The sequence below is a fragment of the Halobacillus sp. ABR2_026 genome, assembly GCF_056158545.1.
Window position 1 is genome coordinate 2,688,787 of sequence record NZ_JBSWTM010000001.1, and the last position, 20,330, is coordinate 2,709,116.

Sequence of the window (20,330 nt, forward strand, 5' to 3'; positions counted from 1 at the left end):
CAGAACGATTAACGAAAAAACACTATTAAATCAATGTTCTTTATGATTAGGCAATATGAATACAAGTAGAAATGGGGCAATAATAATGAAATTCAGCCCCATTTTCTGCCCCACACCATCTTTATACAAAATTCTTCTTAAAGACGAGTTCCTTCCTATTAAAGAATGCTATTTTAGAAAGTATTACAAATATCATATGCTCAACTTTTTAGAGCTGCGTTCAGTTTTATTCAGTGACTTCTTGATTGAGAGAAGCAATTTTGAACTAAAGGAACTTCGCTGGACGCTAAAATCCAACTGCTTTTTGTGAGATTTTTGTGAGTTTTTTATTCACATATTAAAAAGCCACTCTAAATCACATGAATACTCAGGCGTTAGGACGAAAATAAGCCCCCATGTAATTTCAAGGGGGCTCAAAACTTATATCACATTAAAATGATCCCTCTACCCTTATTTGCTTATTTGGCCAAAGAGGGAATAAGTGGTTAAAGCTTTCGTGTTCGTCTCTCATTACAGAGGCTCGAGAACTATAATGTACATCATAACTACCATTACTATACATTCCGTGCAACTCCCCAGGTAAATGACCTGCGTGCATCTCATGTCTAGGCGCACCATCATGCTCTCCCCAAATATTAAAAGAACCATTCTCATAAACATTTGCACTGTATTCATAAGTGATATTAGGAGAAGGGTTAGCTAAAGGGTCACCCGCATTGTGATATATAGAAAAAGAAGCTTTAGAAGGAGAAGTGCTTTTACTGTGTATATACACATCCTTCATGCTAGCTCTATCAGCATCCCATTTCAAACCGGATCCATTCCCATTAGCATAATAGGCTCCGTATGTGGTACCTACACCTTCGTTATATAAAATTTGTGCATTTTGCCCTTCTGGGAAAGTAACTTTAACATGTGTACGTGTTCGATATTTTTCAGAGTGCCCTGTATCATCCCAGCCTCTATTATCACCTTTGTAAAATTCATAAAGCCTTAAAGTGTCAGGTTCTACGTCAGGTAAAATTCCAGCAGGTGGTGGGTCGAAAAGGTTCATTGGAATAAAGGTAGTGTATATAAATTCTACTCCCTTATTATGGCTGTTCCATGATTCAGCGCTAATGAAATTATCGTTACCATCACGCTTTAAAGTTTTAAGAACTCTAGAAATTTTATACTCTTGGTATATATCTTCATTTTTTAATTCTTCAGGTATGCTCCCTTTAAATTCTTTTTCAGCTTTAGCTTTTATCTCTTTCTGCTTTTCTTTAGGAAGCTTCTCTTTAGTCAGAATTGAATACCTATATTTAGTATCAGGTTCTATATTTTTGTCTATAAAGAATTTTTTATTAAGATCTTCATATAGGATCTCTTCATTTTTTTTAACAGTCACCACGCTATCGCTGCTCGGCATATCCTCAATAAGAATTTTTGCTTCTTTGTCAGTATAAATAGCGCTTGTAGAAGCCATATTTATTTTTTTCTTTACCTTATTCTTCATTTCTTGGGTCTTTGAAGTTGATGTTTCAAAACTAATAACGTCAACTTTCTCATGATTTTTATACGCTTCTACCTTTATTTTATATGGTCTATCTTCATCTAAATCCTTAATAGTATATTTGCTCTTATCAATTTCTTCAATAAAATCTCCATCCAAAAACACTTTATAAGAATCTGCAATTGAACCCCAAGATATGTCTATTGATGAACTTGAAGTAATTAATTTAGCGTTATTAGTACTAAAAATGTCGTTTGATGCCCAACTGTCATGTTTAATTCCGGCAAATACAATAGAAAGTGCAATTGTAACAACCAATAAGTATCTTAACTTCCTCAACATCTCAACCCCTTTAGTTATTCTTTATTTTCTCTTCTAACTTTTGTTCAACGGCTTCTGATACTGCGCCAGTACCACCGACAATATAAATGTTATCTAGAAATCTTGCATTTCCCTCTCCCGTTAAATAATTATCAATAGATTCCGGGATACTATCAGTTTTAGTCAGGAAGTTATGGGATCCTTTAAGTGCAGCAAAAACACTGCCAGGAACTCCATCTACGAAATTATTAGAGATTACATATGATCTCGGTTTCCAATCGAAAGCTTTAGCAATTTGGATTCCAGTCTTATACCTGTCACTTCCACTTACCCTACGTACTGTACCGAAGTTATTCAATTCATCCTCAACATCTGTAGAAACAGCTCCAGTACCGCCGATAATAGTGAAATTAGTAAGGTTAGAGTTATCATTTAGAAATGCTTTTATTTCATCCGGCAAACGATTTTCCAATGTATATAGAATCGGTATGCCTCTTGAACCAGCAAAACTTGCTATGGAAATACCATCAGGCTCTGAGCTGCCATTCACAATAATAGCGTTCGAAGAATTATTATCTATCAACCTTTCCGCAACAGCTACAGATGTTGCTTCCCGATTAATCCCTGAGAGCCTTTCAACACTTAATCCCATGGCTATCAACTCATCCTTAACACTATCGGATACTGCTCCGGTTCCCCCTACAATGATAGCTTTAGATGCACCCAATCTATTAATCTCATCTACAACAGCGGAATTAAGTTTATCTTCATGAGTATGTAAAATAGGCGCTTTATTTTTTACAGCCAAAGGTACACTATAGACACCATCCACGAAGCTATACGCATTGGTAATAACTACTGTATCTATATCAAAGCCCTCTTTTTCTATCTCTTTACTAATTGCCACAGCTGACTTATATCGTGTACTTCCGCTTATCCTTTTTAGTCCAATAGAAGTAACTTCTTTTAAGTTGAAGATTTCATTCCCAGATTCTGTAACACCTGAGAAAGTTAAATTGTTAGGCCCTATTAATAAATCAGTATTAAATGAAAAGTTATTTGCTATTGAGACAGGTTCTTGATGATTTAACTTAAAAAAGTTTTGGTAAGCATCAGAATATCCACTTACATTTATATCTAAAGTACCTTTAGATAACCTACTAAAGTCTTTTGTTGGTTCTTCAACTGTTAAATTTGGTAAGTGATTATTACCTGTAAGACTGTCCCCGCCAATATTGATTTCGTACAGGGTAGTATCTTCACTAGCAGTACTAACTGACAATTTATAACTACCTACTGGAACAGTATCTTCGTCACGGTAGGACTGGCCATCGGCTTCTGAAGTGAATTGATATTCTACATCTCCATTTACAATTGAGACTGATAAAGGCCCTTCCTGACCAACATCAATACTATATTTATGCATTTCGTTATCAGTAAGGTTACCTGTATAAGTAAGCGAATCTGTAGCAGCTAATACTGGTCCGTTTAAATAACCTCCTCCTAAAAAACTAAAAACTAAAACAATAGTGAACATAAAATTCCTCATATTTTTCCCCTTTCAAAAATAATAACAACACGAAATTTAACATATCAGTATAAAGCTGTAAATGTTTCAACAACATTTCATTTTAATTTCATCGAATGGTGTAATATAAAAATACAAATAAAGCAAAGGTGAAAATCACACTGAATTTGGCGCTCAAATTTATATATTTTTGAGGTATTTTCTCCACCAGAGTGAGAATAACGGGGAAAACTATAGCTACTATGATAGCCATGGAGCCCCAATGTAATAATACTGGTATAAGTAGCACCATTGGAATTGTACCTAACAAAATATATAATCCTAATTTGACAAAGAACTTCCCTACATAAAGCTTTTCGACTACTTTTTCAATTAAAAATGAAAAAGGAAATGCTAACAAAAACAAACCTAAAAAAACCACACAAAAAATCCCATATAGGTTACTCAGGAACATACCCTAATATTCGTAAAATAAATTGCAAAAATAATTGACATAGCATTACCGCATAATAATGTCGATAGTAACTTGCTCACTTATAATCCCTCCTTTAAAACTAAAAAGTAATAATATCATAGATATACCAACTACTGTATCCCGTAAAAGACACACTAATTCTATAGTCACCGTAAAATTTTCGTAAAAAAATTGAAATAATAGAGATTCATTCTCTTTTTAATTTTCAACACTAAAGTAAATTGTTTAAAATAAGTAATTACTACTATGCGAAATCTGATAAAGTCGAAGCCTCATATGAAAGTGTGATTTATAAGACAAAATTCCCATTAACTAACCCCCTTACAAATGTAAGGGGGTTATTATTTAAGGCATAAAACGCTTTAATATAATAGTCCAAGATTCCAATTGCTCATATACGGTTGTAAATTTCCTAATAAAGGCACACAATATTCCATTCACTATCGCCGCCCTCTTTTATAAGAACGTTTGTTCTGACATTATATATGATATCAGAACTCATATAGTAATAAATTGGAAATTGGAGGCTGTTTATATGAAGATGTTCAGGGATTTAGAGGTGTCCATCTTTTACAATGATTATGCTACAAAAATAAAAATGAACGAAGAGTGGCTGGGAGAACAAATAAGGAACAGACCTGTTCTGGATGATCAAGGCGATCCGCTGATGCTTTCAATGAATTTTATGGGAATACCCGTGGAATTCAGTGAGGATGTTGAGGACTTCGAGTTAATTGTTCAATTTAAAGAAGACTAATCCTGGTATAGATGATTGCTGTATGGGACAATACCGCACTGCATTTTATTTATATGTTCAACACCATTACATGAAAAAAGACCCGCCAGGGGTTAGAAGGCGAGTCTTGCTCTGTTTGGAGACCGATCGATATTCAAAATTGTAAACAGCGTAATCGTATTTTACCAATAACAGGTTTACATATCAAAAACCCCTCTTACACCTAAGAGGGGACCCACTATGTCCTACCAACCAAAGTAAGTTTTGAACCCCACCACTGAGGTTCTTCCAAGAGTGGATAAAAACCATTCTAACTACACGATACTTAAAAGTAAATGGTAATAATCTAAAATAGCCCCTCTTAATCAGAGGGGCTATTAACTTTTAATACCCTTTACCTATACAGTCATAAGAGACAGTCTTATAATACTACAGTTAATTCAGATGTGAATATACACTTCATTCTACTAGAATTTCCTTTCCCGTCGCATACTCTACGCCTCTAACTACAAATGCAGCAGCTTCAGCACGTGTTACTGGACGATTAGGACCAAAAAAACCTTCCCCCACTCCTTCAGTAATTCCTGCCGCTTTGGCTTTAGTAATTTCCTTCTGTAAAAACGAGTCTTTCTCTACATCCTTGAATCCTGTTTCCTTCAAGTTTTTCTCCATTTGCTTTACCTCCTCTGATTTATCTTTTGCAGCTTTGTATCCATTCATAACCTTCTCCATCATGGCTGTTGTATGAGGTCCAAACCATCCGTCGGCTTCAATGCCATAATCTTTTTGAAATTGCTTCAACACACGATCCGTTTCACTTCCAAATAATCCATCAACAGACAAATCGTACCCCGCATCCTGTAGCTTTTGTTGCACCTGGTAAGTTTCATAACCAGAATGACCTTCTTGTAGTACACCTTTGTTCAACAAATGATCAGGACGTTGACCAGCTTTTAAATCACGCCAGGATAGTCCTCCTGTAAGTTCGAGATGAGGGTGGTCCTTCCACTACCAATCTCCTCCCCAGGAGAATCCGAGAGACTTCCCTATCTCAGCGACTCTTCTCCAGTCCTTGTTTACATTCCAAGTGGCTTTAGAACCATCCCAGGTTGTCAGGAAGTAGTCGATAGCTAAGCCATAGTTGTGCACTGACTGGCCCGACTCCGCATGAGTAACAATTATCCCAGGGTTTCCGTACCGCCCTTGGTTGAACAACTCTTTCTGTCTCTGGAAAGAGCGGAATCCTGAACTCATTTGGACATTAATTCCTTCGCCATAAGCTTTTCTGATGATAAGAATGGCTTTGTCTTTAACCGCCGAATGAACCTTTCCCATGTTCCTGATGGATCGATCAAGCAAAGTTTGAAGTTTTACACGCCCCATATTAAGCGTCCTCCTTTATTTTAGTGGTGCGTCCATTCCGTTTCTGGACCAATTCAAAAAGACCGGTTGCTGATAGTCCTGCTCCAGCTCCGGCCCATAATCGTAAAACGACATCCATGTTTGTGAATGGGTATGAAACCAAACCTAGTGTCACACCAATGGTTACTGCAATAAGAGGAATGAAGTTTTTTGGTAATCCTGCCAGACGTTTAATAACCTCAAGTAAACCTGTAACAAAGGGGCTAATAACAGTTGCAAATATCAAAACCTTTGTCATGATTTCATTTTCCATAAAGAAAACCTCCCATTGTAATATTGGTTTCTGGTGACTGCAAAATAAACCCTAAAATAGCCAAAATAATAGCTCCTAGAATAAGGCGCAATATCCATGTCGTATTATCTTCAATCTTGTCCAGCTTCTTCTCCATGTGTTCGACTCTTTGCTTTGTTTTGGTCTGCTCATTTTGCAAACGATCTACTTTTTCGTCCAAATCATTGAACTCTTTACGAGTTATATAGTCCCTATCCATAATTGTCCCCCTATATATCATTTAAGATCTAAATGATATATTCTGTAAATAAAACCCAAATACACTGGTCAAAATTAACTGTTTACTGCATAATAAATTTAGCTCACCCCTTCTGTGTGGAAGGTGGAACTTCCGGTGTGTGAGCATTTTAGGAGTGACTTGTTTAGGCGGTCACTCCTTTTTTTATAAAAAAAACACCTCTAAAGGTGTATATTTACGCTGTGTACTGGTCTCCTGTAATTTCTTGATACTCAGCTTCCGTGATTTCCTCATATCTCACAAAGTCCGCCACATCTGTTTTGTCATAAAAACCCTCGTTATAAAATTTTTTAATCCATTCAAAGTACAATCACATGACCTCCTTTAATTGATACCGTTTCGTGCCATTTTGAGAAGCAAATCGGAAGTGAGTGCCTTTACGCTCTTTGTTTCATTTCTAGCATTTGATATATCTTTCAAATTCATCGCATTAAACATTTTAATGTTTTGCAATTCACTTTCCAACGCTTCTTTGTCAGCCTTCAACTGTTCGAATTCGTCTAACTGGATCGCCGCTCTATCGGGCAGGAATTTTTCCTGTGACCAGGTCCCTGTCTGCGTATCGTACTTGCGCCAGAAAAGGTCGTTATCGGACGCTTCGATCTCTACATAGTTTTCCTTCTCGATCGGCTTCGGTGAAGTTAGAAGCCCGATACACAGATTATTTGTATTTAATTCAGCATATACGATTTCGCTCATCTTTCATCCTCCTTTATGGGTAAACGACCAAAAACCACTGAATCGTATAAGGGTAAGAAGCTACGGCGCGCGTAAATTCTATATAGTTTGTCCCGTACACACGCCCTGCGATATATATATCCCTTACGTCACTACTTGTGATATCGTCAGCTTTATATGTGTAGTACAGCATCGCTTTGTTAGAATCGAAAGACGACGTAAAAATTTTCGAAAAGGTACCCGTCTCATCCATCGAAAATTTCCCTTTCGATACCCTCACGTCGTCAACGAATTCAACGACTTCCCACATTACGACAGGGCGTACGTCTTCCGGGAAATCCCTTACCATAAAACTTATTTCTGTACTGCTGGTAAATTCAGCAAGTACAAAGTTTTCGGGCGGGTTGAAGTATTCTGTCGAAGTCCCGTCGTCAAAACGTAAGCCTGTGATTCTTACAATCGACTTCGGTAGGTCTACAGCGCTGATAGAGACAAGGCGGGTTGTTCCCAGCATTTTAGCTTCGCCACGCTGCATACTATTGATTGGGCTTGTCGTGATCCCATTGACCCCATCCATCAATTCTTGAAAGGTCGGTATTCCGTCACTATCGGCGTCCGCGACTGTTCCCCCTTTGCCAATAACGGCGTCACGGACCTGTTGTTTCCCGTTACTGACAGATTGCTTTAAATTGACACCGCCCACGGTTACGGATTTAAAAGAAACATCGTCCCCTTCACGCGGAAGCTTCTTCCACGCGCTCCAGGCGTTGTTATACCAATAGCGTTGTTGAGGTGCTTCAGTGCCTTGATTGTGATAAATCGTCTGAACGAATCTATTGTCATTGTCTTTGACGTTTAAGGCGGTCCCATAATTAAAAGGGTAAGTTATGTTGTTGGCCCAGTCGAACATAGTTACACCCACGGGGTACGTGTTCCCCGATTGACTTCCGTCAATAACCCCGATATGCGTCACTTGTTCGCTATCAACCGCGTCCGCTCTCTCCTGTGCGCCTGTGGTCGTCTCTAACGTATTCCACGCTTTCCAACTGTTTGTGTTGACGTCCCAAACCCGTTGGTAGATACTATTTCCGGTCGCGAAGAATATCTGCGAAAGGTAGTTTGATCCCCGAGACGTTTGAACAATACCCCATTGTTGCGGGAAAGTATTATCGTCCGTCCTAAACACAGTTAAACCGAAGGGGTATTCATCCCCTCTAGCGCTCGCGGTTTTAAAGTTGTTACTCTCCATGTTCACCTGGTCGCTGTCTACCGTATCCACTTTCGCTTGCGCGCCGTCTGTGGTTTCAATCATTTCCCAATTGCTCCAACTCACCCCGTTATTTATGCTTGTACGAAAATGCATTGTGTTCGCTGAATAGTATATGAGTTGTTGCGAAATGATATTTGTACTCCTATCTTGCACAATTAACAAGCTACTTGCCGCGGACGGTATGTTTGCCGTAGATGCAGAGGTGTTATAAATGCCTGTTGTTTTCACTGTATTAGCATCTGAAACATACCCGAAAGCGGACCCATCATCGTTAGTTAATCTATGCACTTGCGTAGCATCAACTTTCGCCTGTGTACCTTTTTCAGTTTCTAGGTTTTCACTTTTCCATGATATATCCCCTGATCCCGCACTTGCCGTTTTAACCTGGACACCCCCTTGATCTTCGCGTAATTCTATCAAAACAGAATCACTCGTTGGGTCGTGACGCTTCCATGCATTATCAAAATAAGCGTTAGAGGCTATATAAGTCCCGCGTTTTGAAGTTAAAACAAAGTATTCATCAGAAGATACATGAGGGAAGGAATTTCCCGAAAAATTAAGGTCTCCTGTCATGGTGTCGCCTGTTTTCTCAACTCGTTCATCGGCTTTGGCTTGCGCTCCTGCGGTTGTTTCGTGTTCCGTCCACGACTTCCAACCATCAGCGTCCCGAAACCTTGCGTAAAATTGATTCCCCGTTACTTTGTAAAATAGTTGTTTTTTGTAATCATTGTTATAACTCATGTGAATGATGAAACCGTTACCCGCAGGGGAATTCGTTGCGTTCAACGCGTAAACAATCTGCGTTTCGTTTAAGGCGTTTAAATCCTCGCTATAACTATGAGCGTTTAGGCTACCGCCCAAACCAACGTATTTCACCCAATCAATCGCGGATTGTTCTGCATCATCCGCCTTTTGGGTCGCTCCTGCTTTTGTTTCTACATCCGAAGCTGCTGGCATAGCATTCAACTTCGTTTTATCGACCCCAGACATAAAGCCCGATGTTGTTGTTGTCGCGCCGCTGTGACCGTGACCCGTAGGCGAAGCTCCCACCTGAGACGCTGTTACACCGTGGGGGTTCTGACGGTTCTGATTATGAGAATCAAATTCTGTTTTAGATACTTGTTTCACATTATCTACATTGCCTAATCCCACTTGGGCTTTCTTAACTTGGTGAGGATTCGTTTGATTGTTTTTATGATTATCAAAATCTTGTTGAGAAGCTGCCTTTTCAGCTAAGTCGTTTAAGGCGTAATATGACGTTGAAAAGAACCAGTTGAAGTATTCTGCCGCAGGTTTCTGACCTTCTTCCCAACCGTTTGTACGTAAACTTTCAGGAGGTTGCACTCCTGTGGCTAACCAATCGGGTAATGTTGTAGTGATTGGCAATGATACCCCTCCTTATATAGGTAAATCTTCATTTGATGCAGGCACGAATGCAGATCCAAAATAACCTCCACTGTTCGAATTAGCTATGCTTGAGAACCCAGCATCTGCATCTATCTGTAAATCAGTGGATCCAAATTCAAATGTTCCGGAAAGTTCTATGGAATTAACTTTCACACCCGCAGATACCGTTTTTTGGATGATTCTCGCAAACTGATCAGCTGGTAATCCCACCTCATTCAACCTTCTCAACGGAACTTGGATCACGCTTATTCCTGCAGGTCGTGGATTAACGTCGTCGGCCCATGTTTCTTTTATCGAAACATCTGTTGGCTTCGAATCCAAAGCCAATGAAAGAACTCGTATGATTGTATTAATATCCCCCGTTGAAAGGTTACGAGCGATTTTGGACTTAAGTAATACCCGGTATACCTCATCTGTCGCTACACCTCTAGACTGCAGAACGTTTTCCCCTATCAAATCGAGGGCAACGCCCTCAGCATTATCAATTAAACGCCATTCTTTAATGCGCCGATTATTAAACTGTAAGTCTTCAAGCTGTTCTGAGAATATCTTGAATACCTTTCCGATGTTGCTGTCTTCCTTCTTTGCTAAAGAATCGGCAAATTTACTGAGAATGGATGGTAGTTTATACATTGATTGTCACCTCTATATAATCGATATCCGTTTGAGCTACCTCTTCTGGACCCACAGCAATGTTGCTCTGCATAAAGGTGGTATTATCCTTCGATAATTCAAGGGTAAGGTCTTCCACACCCTCCACCTGGAACACTTTAGCTATGAGTCTGGAATAAATAACATCTTCACCCATGTTCAGTCCACTATAGAGAGCCCCACTACCGTCCACTCCTCCGACGAACTGGACGATATTACGACGGATGCGATCAGCCCCGTCTGATGGAAAAGCAGCTGACTTCGATATGGTAATCCGAGAGTATATGGGAATTTCAACCGCCCGTGTAAAACCAACAGTGTGAACTTGGCCACTTTCATCCATTACCTGTCTGGTTGTTACTCCATAGGGACGTATGCCGCCGGCTTTTGTGTTAAAAATCGTCTCCGCAATGACTTGGTCATCTCCACCTAACACAAAAGCTTGGATTGAATGAGGAGGCTGACCATTCACAACTTCATTTTCATAGTTTTCTATGACAGTCGCAGCTCGTATATCCGGCCTTTCCAAAAGTCGCGCACGAATCGATGGAACCGTTGCAGCACCCAATCCTTCGATTGAGATATCCCTACGTTGCCGAACTTCCAAATCGGTTTCTTTCTCCCTACCTTTTGTTGTTGGTTCATTATTAATGACAGTTTCCACATTGGCATCTGGATTTACAATCGTATTGATATCTCCTGAAGCAACATTACCTGCACGCCCAACTTCCAAAGCTCGAATCCTTGCTGTTCCAGTCCCTGTATTATCTAAAGTGATATCTTGAGTCGTCTCAAAGAAGACACCTGAAGAGGTCGTTACTTGAAACCCTTGTTCAACGACATATCCAGCCGTCCCGGTCAGGGTCACTTCGCCCTTTGCGAACTGAGACAAATTACGAGTGATTCCCGAATAAGGTAAAAGACGGTCCAGGTTAACTCCGGTCGCCTGGTTGGGGTGTGCTGAATGGTAGACATCCTCGTTATCCTTCCAGACTAATGAAAGGAACCAGGCCATCAGCATTATAAAAAGCCCGACTGGAGAACTTTTGGTGAGATTAATTTTCTCTCCAAACAGCTCTCTTGCCCGGCTTTGCATCTCTTCTAAAATTTCACCGTATGTCTTTCGTCTATAACCATTTTCATCAAGCATTGACGCTCACCTCACTCTCCACCTGTTCATTCGTTGAAGTCGTCACTTTGAAATGAATATAGATAACACGTTTTTGTCTGTCCTGGATGATTTCTATGTGATCAATAGACTGAACCCTCGGCTCCTGGCTAATAGCTTCAATCACTGCAGCTCGAATACGAGCGTCTGTAGGCTTATCTAACAAAGCACTAAAATCCAATCCCATTTCAGGATCCAAGAACCACTCGCCTTTGTTAGTAGATAGTATAAGAGAGAGTGATTGTTTTATATCTTCAACCTCTTCAATAACAACAAATTCGCCATCTTGAAATAACAAATCCCCTCGATCATCCAAAGCAAATGTCTTCATGCAATCACTCCAATCACAACGGCATCCCTTAACCTGAACAGTTTTGAAACATCTGGATAAGAAGCTTGCCCATTCAGAACGTCATCAATAGCACGCTGATTAATGGCCACTTGAACCACCTGCCCCTTATAAAGCACAGGATAATAGGTTTCAATATTTTCATTCACCTCGGATGCTAGCCATTTTACTTTGTATGCTGCCCTCCCCTATCACATGATTAAACGGTATGACCTTGACGATCCTGAGATCCTTGATCGATGGGCTCATGATTTTAAGGTGTCATATGAATTATGTGAGGAACGTCTTGCACAGATAAAGAGGCGTTCAGATTGTACCAATCAGTTTTATGTAAGCTATTAAACTATTATTAGGAGGTGAGACCATGGGAAGCATTGAAAAGCGTGGAAAGGGGTCATTTAGACTTTCAGTGGTGACTGGTTACGATGCGAAAGGGAAACCAATACGTGAAAGAAGGAACGTCAAGGTGAAGAATAAAACCTTAGCTCGACAGGAACTTGCAAAATTCGAATCTGAAGTGTTGAGTGGGGACTATATAAAGCCCAACTACTTACGGTTAGAAGACTTTTATCCTGAATGGGTTAAAAAGTATGCCGCGGACAGACTCTCACCTAGGACCTTGAGTGAGAGTATAAGTATCATAGAAAAAAGAATCTTACCTGAGTATGGGCATCTTAAATTGTCGGATATTAAGCCTATGCACATTGTTAACTTTCTCGATGATTTAAAGGGTAGTTCTAGAAGATTAGACGGTAAAGAGGAGTCCTTGTCCCCTTCTACCATTAGAAACTGCTTCAAAGCTTTTAAAAGCCTACTAACAGCAGCTGATGAATTTGACTTAATAAAGAATAATCCTGCTCGAAATATTAAGCCACCAACTGTAAAACAAAAGAAACCCCTCTCCTACTCCAGAGAAAAAATAGATCATCTCATAAAGTGTATTAACCGGGAGCCGTTCGAAAAACAGGTGTTATTTTGGATTGCTTTTGTAACTGGATGTCGGGAGGGTGAACTTGTTGCATTAGAAGAAAAACATATACTTGAAGAGAAAAGCGCTATTCGTTTCGAACAATCGCTTTCTCAACAAAAGAGCGGCGAATTACTTATAAAAAGCATTAAGAATGGGATGGAAGGCACAGCTTCTATTCCTGGTGAACTGCTGGAGATGGTTACTCAGGTTAAAAAGAGGCGCAAGAAAGAATTTTTACGTACTAGGGACTTACAGTACGATCCTAATAGAGTTTTTCTTTTTGCTAATGAACTAGGTAAGCCCATGAGACCCGATAGTGTTAGTCAATGGTGGAGCAGGTTTAGAAAGCGTCATAATATAGAGGGCTTAAGGTTTCATGATTTAAGACACTACTCTGTTACTTACTTGATACAACAAAATGTACCTACCAAGTCCATAAGTCAACGTGTACGTCACAGGAAAATTGGAACTACGATGGACATTTACGGCCATCACATTGAAGAAGTTGATCAAGTAGCTGCAGATCACTTTAGTCAATTTTTTCAAAAGAAAGATCTTTCATAATGTAACAGCCTCCTTTAAGTCAAGGAGGCTGTCATTTCTTATTGCATGTTATTATATATATATCCTGTATTAGGATCCACTGCGTACCATCCCCATGTTGCCGTATGCCCCTCTTTTGTTTCAGGATCATCAATTACCACTTCATATACTCTATATACCCAATCGCCATGCTGATTATCATGGTCATATTCTACAAAGACATTCGGGTTATCTATTGGGACTTGAGCATACTCTACTACGTAGCTCACAGCCTGTTCTTTATTTAACTTAGAAGGTGTGGATTCTTCATCACTTTCTTTTTCTTGTTCCTTTTCCTTCTCTGCCTCAGCCTCTTTTGCAGCTTTTGCTTTTGCCTCTTCTTCTTTTTTCTTTCTTGCTGCCTCTTCAGCCTTTTTCTCAGCTTCTAATTTAGCTAAACGTTCTTCTTCGGCTTTCTTTAACTCCAACTGCTCAGATTCATGGTCTCTTTTGTTATTTGCAACACTTTCAATGGAAGAATCGATATTACTCATCAACTTCTTCTTATTAGGATGTGTGGTATTCTCGTTCTTTAACTCATTCAATAAACTCAGTGCATCATCATAATTATTTTCTTCTGCATATGAAAATGCGGTTTGTATCGATTTATTAATTTCATCTTCTTGAGTTATCCAACTGTTAACCTGTTCATGACTTTGATTTGCATACCGTTTAATTATAGATATCGATTTGTAATTATGTTCATTATTGTAACTTAGAATATCTTCATACAATAACTTTGCTGAAGCAAGCTCATCATCATTTTCAGTTTCTATAGCATACAATAATGAGTCCAAAAGATTTTGAGTTTCAGTGCTCTCCTCAGTTTCTTTAACTTCTATCACTTCACTCAATTTCACTTGTGCTTGATCAAATTTTTGCTCCTCCAGCAACAATTCTAAATCCTGCATTCCTTCAGTGTATTTCTGATTAGAACACGCACAAAGAATAAATAAAAGGATAACGCCTATTATTCCTTTTTTCAATATCTTCCCCCTCTTCTCTCACTTTGTAATACTATTATGTATATAGAATATTTTAACATTATTTCCCTTAAGTAGATGATCATCAGCAAAAATAATTAGTTTAAAATCACCACTTGAGATAAAAAAATGAGAAGGTTAAAGTACTTATAAAAAATCCTGCCCCATTTCTGCCCCAAATGGGGTTTTTTAATAATTACAACCTATATTGGTATCCATAAAGAAAAAAGCTGAAACCCTTATATATCAAAGGTTACAGCTTTTTCGCAGTTAGCGTCCCAGGAGAGATTCGAACTCCCGACCCACAGCTTAGAAGGCTGTTGCTCTATCCAGCTGAGCTACTGGGACATGAAATAGTATAAAATTGGTTGCGCAAACTTTTGTCGGCTGTCGTCCCGATTTCCTGGGTGGATTCAAGATGTGTTGAAATCGGTACGTTGTAGCATCGCTTCGAAGCATATTCGATCATGCTCTATCCAGCTGAGCTACTGGGACATCCTATTAAAATTAAAAAATATGTAATGGAGCGGGTGAAGGGAATCGAACCCTCGTCATCAGCTTGGAAGGCTGAGGTTTTACCATTAAACTACACCCGCATAATTTTTCACTATAGCCACATTGTCTTTCAATTTATGTATTGCCTTGTGAAGCGGACAAGAATTATTATATTAAGAATCTCCAATAATGTCAACAGATTGCAGCAAAGAATTTTAATTCTTCGCTGCAAGGGCTGTTGTCATGTGTAAATCGGGCATTGGATCTCCGTTTACATGATAAAACTGTACATGTACATCACGGATATCTTCCCATTGCATAATTACATAAGTTGGTTCCTTACGATCCCTTGGAAGTCTTGCGCTCCCAGGATTGATGAAAAGGGTCTCTCCTACCTTTTCTGCTGCTGCAATGTGGGAATGACCGAAACAAGCAACCTGTGCTCCGACTTCTTCCGCCCGGTATGAGAGTGGCATCAAGGTAGATTTGATTTGATGAAGGTGGCCGTGAGTAACCAGAAACGTTAAGTCTCCCACTCGAACGACTCTCTCCTCCTCCATAGCGGGCTCGAAATCACAATTGCCTTTGGCATACGTAAAGCCTTCCAGCTCTTCCGAATCATACGAAAGTTCAGAGTCCCCGCAATGAATCATAACATCGACATCATGATGTCTTTCTTTAATTTCGATTACTTCTTCTTTCAAGCCGTGAGTATCACTCACAATCAAAACTTTAGGCATAGTAACACCTCGCTCAGCTTTGTGTTTTCAACCATTCCTCAATTTTTTGAATGGCATGGTGACGATGACTGATGGCATTTTTCTCTTCCGAGGCATGTTCTGCCATCGTACGAGACGACCCTTCCGGAATGAATACAGGATCATAACCGAACCCATTGGTGCCTTGGGGTTCTGCAGCGATTTTCCCTTCACATGTCCCTCTTTCGACAAATGTATCTTTCCCGGGCCTGGCCACAGCAACCGCACATACGAAACGCGCCGTTCGCTTTTCTTCCGTAACAGCCTGAAGTTCTCTTAAGAGTTTTTTTGTATTTTCATCATCATCTTTTTCTATTCCTGCATAACGAGCGGAATAAACGCCTGGTTCACCGTTTAAGGCATCCACTTCTAAGCCGGAATCATCCGCTACGACTGGAACTTGGAAATGCTCAGCCATTGCTTCAGCTTTTATGATGGCATTCTCTTCGAATGTGGTACCTGTTTCTTCTATCTCAATCGAGCGATCGATGTCTAACAAGGATTTCACTAAAATCTCATATTTAGAAAACATCTGACGGAACTCATTTACTTTCCCTTGGTTCTTGGTCGCCACAATTAATTCTTTCATTTATTTCGCAGCCTCCGCTTTTGTACGGATGACATCCGACCATTCCCCGATAGCTTCTTCCTGAAGTTTGATTAAATTCGCAACTCCTTCTTCAGCGAGGGACAACATCTTCGTCAGTTGCTGCATGGAGAATGTCGCTTCTTCCCCTGTTCCCTGGAGCTCTACGAATTCACCTTTCCCCGTCATAATGACATTCATATCCACTTGTGCTTTACTATCTTCTTCATAGCACAGGTCAAGAATTTCGTTTCCATCAGGCAGTACCCCTACAGAAATGGCCGTTAAAAAGTCCGTAATTGGAAGTTCTTTGATAGCGTTCTTTTTCACCAATTTACCGAGGGCTAGGACTACGGCTACGAATGCACCCGTAATGGAAGCTGTACGTGTTCCACCGTCCGCTTGAATGACATCGCAATCGACCCAAATCGTACGCTCTCCAATCTTATCCAGGTCTACGACAGCGCGGAGAGAGCGCCCGATGAGCCGTTGAATCTCCATGGTTCGTCCTGAAACCTTTCCTTTGGAAGACTCACGAATATTCCTTTGTTCTGTTGCTCGTGGAAGCATCGCATATTCTGCGGTGATCCACCCTTTCCCTTGTCCACGTAAAAAAGGAGGTACACGGTCCTCTACACTCGCATTACAAATTACTTTTGTATCTCCAAAACTGATTAGTACAGAACCTTCTGGGTGCTTCACATAATCCGTTTCGATTGTCACTTTCCTAAGTTCGTTGACTTCCCGATGATCATTTCTCATCAGTAATGACCTCCTTCTCCTACACCATTATCCTTGCCCATCTTAACACAAAATAAATGCTGGAGGTAGTTAAAGCTTGAAATGGAAAAACGCTTCAAAAGTTTACCACTTTTGAAGCGTCCCATACATTCCCCTACTGTTTACATCGCTTCAGCACCGTTGATGTCCTGGCGTGAAACAGGTTCAGCCAGCGGCTCTCCTGCTTCATTGAAGACTTGCTCAGTTCCATCTACGTGCACTTCTACAGACTCAACTCCATCCTGGTCCGTCAGACTCATGACTAAACTTGCCAGGGCGGCATCCGACAAGGATGGCTGCTCCTCTACGCTCGTTAAAATATTCTCATTGAACGATACCATTAAAACACCATTTTCAAGTTTAGACTTAACCAGTTCAGCACCTTCATTGAAAGGATTAGCTAATGCACTACCTAATTCTGGTCCATCCAATAAGGCCTGTACCATAGCTGTGTACTCATCGCTTGCTTTAGCTACTCGGGTGGTTACAGGGACCTGGTATATTTGTTCACCGTTTTGTGCTGGAAAATATACCGTCACGGCTTCACTGTTCATGATATCTATTTTATTCCCCAAGCTATGATTGATCCCATCTGCACGGGAAACCCCTTTGGAGATCGGGGTCCCGTCGACAGGCATCACTTGTTGTTCATGACCGTTGATCCAAAGCTTGATTCGTTTAACACTATCAAACTGTGTTAAAGTGTAAGTCATCGCCTGAAGAATTTTTTGTTCATCTTCAGCTGCGTAATTTTTGAATTCCTCTGAAACGTCGACCACCAGTGTGCCGTCTTCTTTAGCATTCACCCCAAGAATTTCTGTACCTGCAGGTAGAACCGCCTCAAATCCATTAGGCAGTAAATTGGTGACTGGCCCGTCTTTCACCATATACTCAAGCGCCTGGGCTGCTACTTCTTCAGATACCGGCAGTTCAAGAGTTTGCGGAGCTACCATGCCGTTTGCGTCCATTAAATACAACTCACGAGCAACGGTAGCGGATGAAGCTTCTTCTTCTGCACCTTCTTCATCTTCTCCTTCTGTATTTTCACCTTCTCCTTCAGGTTGAGGTTCATCACTACTCGGATCGGGCGTTGTTGTAACCGCCTCTTCAGGTGTATCCATCTTTTCTAATGATTGTTCTCCTTCAAAAAGGCAGCCTGAAAGTAACCCTGCACTTACAAGCAGCAATACTGCCAAAATGAAGGGTTTGTAGCCGTATTTCTTCATAGTTTTCCCTCCTGAGATAGATTGTACTACCATATATACGAGCCCCTGGATGGATTAGACCAGAGAATTTTATGCTCCAAATAACCAATCAGTCTTCAGGAATATGCTAATTCCGTTGAAAGTATGGGGATAGACTTCCGTTTTCAAACCATGATCCGTCCATGTTTCATGTTAATATATCCAAAAAAAAGCTCTGCTTTAGTAAGCAGAGCTTGATACATGATCGATTTGTATAGATTTCAATATTCTTACCGGCTCTTCGAACCAGGTATTTGCCACAACTCGAAACTTCTCCAAATTACCGGTTGTATAAAATTCATGCACAGGACGTTCGCGCCCTTGTTCTAACAATTTGTGATAAGCAAGAATTAAACTTGCTTCACGAGCCGTCTCTTCTCCGGAGCTGATCACTTGTATATGATCTCCCATTTCGTTTTGGACAAGATTTTTGATCAATGGGTAATGAGTACAGCCCAATATTAAAGTATCGATATGATTCATCTCTTTCAACGGCTGCAACGTATGATGCACAATTCTTTCTGCCCGGGGACCTGAGAGAATTCCATCTTCCACCATCGGTACAAAAGGAGGACAGGCAAGACCATTAACCTTAATGGTCTGGTCGATGGATAAGAGAGCGTTTGGGTAAGCTTCACTTTCAATAGTCCCTTCCGTTCCGATGACCCCAATCCTTTTGTTGCGACTGACTTTGATTGCAGCCCGGGCTCCCGGCTCAATGACTCCTATGACAGGAATATCAAGCGTCTCTTGTAGCTCTTTGAGCGTGTAAGCAGTAGCGGTATTACAGGCAATGACCAGCATTTTAATATTTTTCTCCAACAGGAAGTTGACCATCTGCCAGGTAAAGGCACGGACTTCTTTCTCTGAACGGGGGCCATAGGGACACCTTTTCGTATCTCCTAAATATAGAAAGGTTTCATTTGGCAGCTGCCTCATTAATTCTCTAGCTACTGTAAGTCCTCCTACGCCTGAGTCAATGACTCCGATCGGCTGTTTCAATTCGCATCCCTCATTTGTCTCTTAGTTGTCTGTCTCTTTCATGTTTTCATGAAGCACGTGAAGCAGGCGGTTAAGAGTCTTCACATCCTCTTCAGGAACACCTTCCAAAACTTCTTCTAGATAATGTTGTCGTTTCTCGATCACTTCATGGATGATTCTTTGACCTTTATCTAAAACGTGAATGCGGACAACACGGCGGTCCTTAGGGTCACGAACCCTTTCGACAAGCTCATTCTTCTCCATACGATCCACAAGGTCTGTCGTCGTGCTGCACGCGAGATGAATATAGTTGGACAACTCACCAATTGTCATGTCTCCCTTTTCCAAAAGCCACTGCAAGGCCACAAATTGAGGAGCTGTAATTGGATAGTTGTTTAAAATGACTCGTCCTCTTTGTTTTATGATTCCGGCTATGTATCTCAATTCTTTTTCTACATCAGCCACCATGGTCGTCTGTTGTGAATTTGTCACATTCAGCACTCCTAACAAAATACTTTATAAAAACCATTCTCGTGGTTTACGAGGAAAAATTCAAGGTTTAACTATTCGTTATAAGAAAAACCCTTTCAGGTAAGGCTGCGTTAAACGCCACCCTACCTGAAAGGACCCCCTCCACCCCGAAGCAATGTTTTGCTTTTTCTATGGAGATCACAATTCCAGTTCCCCCATTCGCAACAGTTCTACAACTGCCTGGGAACGTCCTTTCACCCCTAGCTTTTGCATTGCGTTCGAGATGTGATTCCGCACAGTCTTCTCTGAGATGAAGAGCTCTTTTGCGATCTCACGTGTCGTCTTATCCTGTACTAGAAGCTCGAAAACTTCTCGCTCCCGCTTGGTAAGAATTTGTGTTGGCCGATAGCCGTCCTCCTTCACAAGCGTACCCCTCCTTGTTGTTCCTGA

The 20,330-nt window shown here is 40.5% G+C and carries 22 protein-coding genes and 2 tRNA genes; 2 read left to right on the top strand and 22 right to left on the bottom strand.

All coding sequences use genetic code 11. The annotated features are described in order from the left end of the window. Positions 1-430 precede the first annotated feature (430 nt). Both ACXADE_RS14005 and ACXADE_RS14010 read right to left on the bottom strand, forming a co-directional pair. Entirely contained in the window at positions 431-1,834 is a 1,404-nt protein-coding gene (locus ACXADE_RS14005) for a DUF3238 domain-containing protein (protein ID WP_474981068.1), read from the bottom strand. A 13-nt stretch (positions 1,835-1,847) separates the two neighbouring features. Then, positions 1,848-3,353 (bottom strand): cell wall-binding repeat-containing protein, encoded by a 1,506-nt coding sequence (locus ACXADE_RS14010; RefSeq protein ID WP_474981069.1) that lies wholly within the window; start codon positions 3,351-3,353, stop codon positions 1,848-1,850. Positions 3,354-4,354: 1,001 nt separating this feature from the next. Here ACXADE_RS14010 and ACXADE_RS14015 point away from each other — a divergent pair. After that, positions 4,355-4,576, top strand: coding sequence for a hypothetical protein (locus ACXADE_RS14015; RefSeq protein WP_474981070.1), 222 nt, complete (start codon positions 4,355-4,357; stop codon positions 4,574-4,576). Between the two features lie 438 nt (positions 4,577-5,014). Here ACXADE_RS14015 and ACXADE_RS14020 read toward each other — a convergent pair whose 3' ends face one another. The 10 genes from ACXADE_RS14020 to ACXADE_RS14065 all read right to left on the bottom strand — a co-directional run bounded on the left by ACXADE_RS14020 (position 5,015) and on the right by ACXADE_RS14065 (position 12,012). After that, a complete protein-coding gene (locus ACXADE_RS14020; RefSeq protein ID WP_474981071.1) occupies positions 5,015-5,485 on the bottom strand; it encodes a peptidoglycan-binding protein in 471 nt (156 codons plus the stop codon). A gap of 78 nt (positions 5,486-5,563) precedes the next feature. After that, positions 5,564-5,938 (bottom strand): M15 family metallopeptidase, encoded by a 375-nt coding sequence (locus ACXADE_RS14025; RefSeq protein ID WP_474981072.1) that lies wholly within the window; start codon positions 5,936-5,938, stop codon positions 5,564-5,566. A gap of 1 nt (position 5,939) precedes the next feature. Continuing rightward, on the bottom strand, positions 5,940-6,230 hold the full coding sequence (locus ACXADE_RS14030) for a holin (protein WP_474981073.1): 291 nt from the start codon (positions 6,228-6,230) through the stop codon (positions 5,940-5,942). Beyond that, positions 6,220-6,468: a hemolysin XhlA family protein gene (locus ACXADE_RS14035; protein WP_474981074.1), complete on the bottom strand. Its 249-nt coding sequence runs from the start codon at positions 6,466-6,468 to the stop codon at positions 6,220-6,222. The genes ACXADE_RS14030 and ACXADE_RS14035 overlap by 11 nt, the downstream gene beginning before the upstream one ends. Before the next feature lie 214 nt (positions 6,469-6,682). After that, entirely contained in the window at positions 6,683-6,817 is a 135-nt protein-coding gene (locus ACXADE_RS14040; protein ID WP_474981075.1) for an XkdX family protein, read from the bottom strand. Positions 6,818-6,831: 14 nt separating this feature from the next. After that, a complete protein-coding gene (locus tag ACXADE_RS14045) occupies positions 6,832-7,206 on the bottom strand; it encodes a hypothetical protein (protein WP_474981076.1) in 375 nt (124 codons plus the stop codon). A 13-nt stretch (positions 7,207-7,219) separates the two neighbouring features. Continuing rightward, positions 7,220-9,841 (bottom strand): pyocin knob domain-containing protein, encoded by a 2,622-nt coding sequence (locus ACXADE_RS14050; RefSeq protein WP_474981077.1) that lies wholly within the window; start codon positions 9,839-9,841, stop codon positions 7,220-7,222. 12 nt (positions 9,842-9,853) lie between these two features. Then, positions 9,854-10,495, bottom strand: coding sequence for a hypothetical protein (locus ACXADE_RS14055; RefSeq protein WP_474981078.1), 642 nt, complete (start codon positions 10,493-10,495; stop codon positions 9,854-9,856). After that, on the bottom strand, positions 10,488-11,663 hold the full coding sequence (locus ACXADE_RS14060; RefSeq protein ID WP_474981079.1) for a baseplate J/gp47 family protein: 1,176 nt from the start codon (positions 11,661-11,663) through the stop codon (positions 10,488-10,490). The genes ACXADE_RS14055 and ACXADE_RS14060 overlap by 8 nt, the downstream gene beginning before the upstream one ends. Beyond that, a complete protein-coding gene (locus ACXADE_RS14065; protein ID WP_474981080.1) occupies positions 11,656-12,012 on the bottom strand; it encodes a contractile injection system sheath initiator in 357 nt (118 codons plus the stop codon). Before ACXADE_RS14065 ends, ACXADE_RS14060 begins: the two co-directional genes overlap by 8 nt. Before the next feature lie 382 nt (positions 12,013-12,394). Between ACXADE_RS14065 and ACXADE_RS14070 the strand changes: the two genes are divergently transcribed. Continuing rightward, on the top strand, positions 12,395-13,564 hold the full coding sequence (locus ACXADE_RS14070; protein WP_474981081.1) for a tyrosine-type recombinase/integrase: 1,170 nt from the start codon (positions 12,395-12,397) through the stop codon (positions 13,562-13,564). A gap of 38 nt (positions 13,565-13,602) precedes the next feature. On the opposite strand, the gene ACXADE_RS14075 is transcribed toward ACXADE_RS14070, so the two are convergent. From ACXADE_RS14075 to ACXADE_RS14120, 10 genes are all read right to left on the bottom strand, one after another. Further along, on the bottom strand, positions 13,603-14,568 hold the full coding sequence (locus ACXADE_RS14075) for a hypothetical protein (RefSeq protein WP_474981082.1): 966 nt from the start codon (positions 14,566-14,568) through the stop codon (positions 13,603-13,605). A 271-nt stretch (positions 14,569-14,839) separates the two neighbouring features. Further along, positions 14,840-14,913: transfer RNA gene (locus tag ACXADE_RS14080), tRNA-Arg, on the bottom strand. Positions 14,914-15,087: 174 nt separating this feature from the next. Further along, positions 15,088-15,161: transfer RNA gene (locus ACXADE_RS14085), tRNA-Gly, on the bottom strand. A gap of 114 nt (positions 15,162-15,275) precedes the next feature. Next, the gene (locus ACXADE_RS14090; protein ID WP_474981083.1) at positions 15,276-15,800 is read right to left on the bottom strand and encodes a YfcE family phosphodiesterase; all 525 of its coding nucleotides are present in this window, start codon (positions 15,798-15,800) and stop codon (positions 15,276-15,278) included. Between the two features lie 13 nt (positions 15,801-15,813). After that, entirely contained in the window at positions 15,814-16,407 is a 594-nt protein-coding gene (locus ACXADE_RS14095) for an XTP/dITP diphosphatase (protein WP_474981084.1), read from the bottom strand. Then, a complete protein-coding gene (rph, locus tag ACXADE_RS14100) occupies positions 16,408-17,166 on the bottom strand; it encodes a ribonuclease PH (RefSeq protein ID WP_474981085.1) in 759 nt (252 codons plus the stop codon). A gap of 140 nt (positions 17,167-17,306) precedes the next feature. Beyond that, a complete protein-coding gene (locus ACXADE_RS14105) occupies positions 17,307-18,410 on the bottom strand; it encodes a GerMN domain-containing protein (RefSeq protein ID WP_474981086.1) in 1,104 nt (367 codons plus the stop codon). A gap of 198 nt (positions 18,411-18,608) precedes the next feature. Next, positions 18,609-19,430, bottom strand: a complete 822-nt coding sequence (gene racE / locus ACXADE_RS14110; RefSeq protein ID WP_474981087.1) for a glutamate racemase — start codon at positions 19,428-19,430, stop codon at positions 18,609-18,611. A 21-nt stretch (positions 19,431-19,451) separates the two neighbouring features. Then, positions 19,452-19,877 (bottom strand): MarR family winged helix-turn-helix transcriptional regulator, encoded by a 426-nt coding sequence (locus ACXADE_RS14115; RefSeq protein ID WP_474982234.1) that lies wholly within the window; start codon positions 19,875-19,877, stop codon positions 19,452-19,454. Positions 19,878-20,078: 201 nt separating this feature from the next. Next, positions 20,079-20,303, bottom strand: coding sequence for a helix-turn-helix domain-containing protein (locus tag ACXADE_RS14120; protein ID WP_008635211.1), 225 nt, complete (start codon positions 20,301-20,303; stop codon positions 20,079-20,081). Positions 20,304-20,330 lie beyond the last annotated feature (27 nt).

What these genes read in the sequence shown, in the direction of transcription:
- ACXADE_RS14010 (WP_474981069.1), bottom strand. Translation starts at nt 3,353, where the DNA reads ATGTTCACTATTGTTTTAGTTTTTAGTTTTTTAGGAGGAGGTTATTTA.
- ACXADE_RS14015 (WP_474981070.1), top strand. Translation starts at nt 4,355, where the DNA reads ATGAAGATGTTCAGGGATTTAGAGGTGTCCATCTTTTACAATGATTAT.
- ACXADE_RS14025 (WP_474981072.1), bottom strand. Translation starts at nt 5,938, where the DNA reads ATGGGGCGTGTAAAACTTCAAACTTTGCTTGATCGATCCATCAGGAAC.
- ACXADE_RS14030 (WP_474981073.1), bottom strand. Translation starts at nt 6,230, where the DNA reads ATGGAAAATGAAATCATGACAAAGGTTTTGATATTTGCAACTGTTATT.
- ACXADE_RS14035 (WP_474981074.1), bottom strand. Translation starts at nt 6,468, where the DNA reads ATGGATAGGGACTATATAACTCGTAAAGAGTTCAATGATTTGGACGAA.
- ACXADE_RS14045 (WP_474981076.1), bottom strand. Translation starts at nt 7,206, where the DNA reads ATGAGCGAAATCGTATATGCTGAATTAAATACAAATAATCTGTGTATC.
- ACXADE_RS14055 (WP_474981078.1), bottom strand. Translation starts at nt 10,495, where the DNA reads ATGTATAAACTACCATCCATTCTCAGTAAATTTGCCGATTCTTTAGCA.
- ACXADE_RS14060 (WP_474981079.1), bottom strand. Translation starts at nt 11,663, where the DNA reads ATGCTTGATGAAAATGGTTATAGACGAAAGACATACGGTGAAATTTTA.
- ACXADE_RS14065 (WP_474981080.1), bottom strand. Translation starts at nt 12,012, where the DNA reads ATGAAGACATTTGCTTTGGATGATCGAGGGGATTTGTTATTTCAAGAT.
- ACXADE_RS14070 (WP_474981081.1), top strand. Translation starts at nt 12,395, where the DNA reads ATGGGAAGCATTGAAAAGCGTGGAAAGGGGTCATTTAGACTTTCAGTG.
- ACXADE_RS14090 (WP_474981083.1), bottom strand. Translation starts at nt 15,800, where the DNA reads ATGCCTAAAGTTTTGATTGTGAGTGATACTCACGGCTTGAAAGAAGAA.
- ACXADE_RS14095 (WP_474981084.1), bottom strand. Translation starts at nt 16,407, where the DNA reads ATGAAAGAATTAATTGTGGCGACCAAGAACCAAGGGAAAGTAAATGAG.
- rph (WP_474981085.1), bottom strand. Translation starts at nt 17,166, where the DNA reads ATGAGAAATGATCATCGGGAAGTCAACGAACTTAGGAAAGTGACAATC.
- ACXADE_RS14105 (WP_474981086.1), bottom strand. Translation starts at nt 18,410, where the DNA reads ATGAAGAAATACGGCTACAAACCCTTCATTTTGGCAGTATTGCTGCTT.
- ACXADE_RS14115 (WP_474982234.1), bottom strand. Translation starts at nt 19,877, where the DNA reads ATGGTGGCTGATGTAGAAAAAGAATTGAGATACATAGCCGGAATCATA.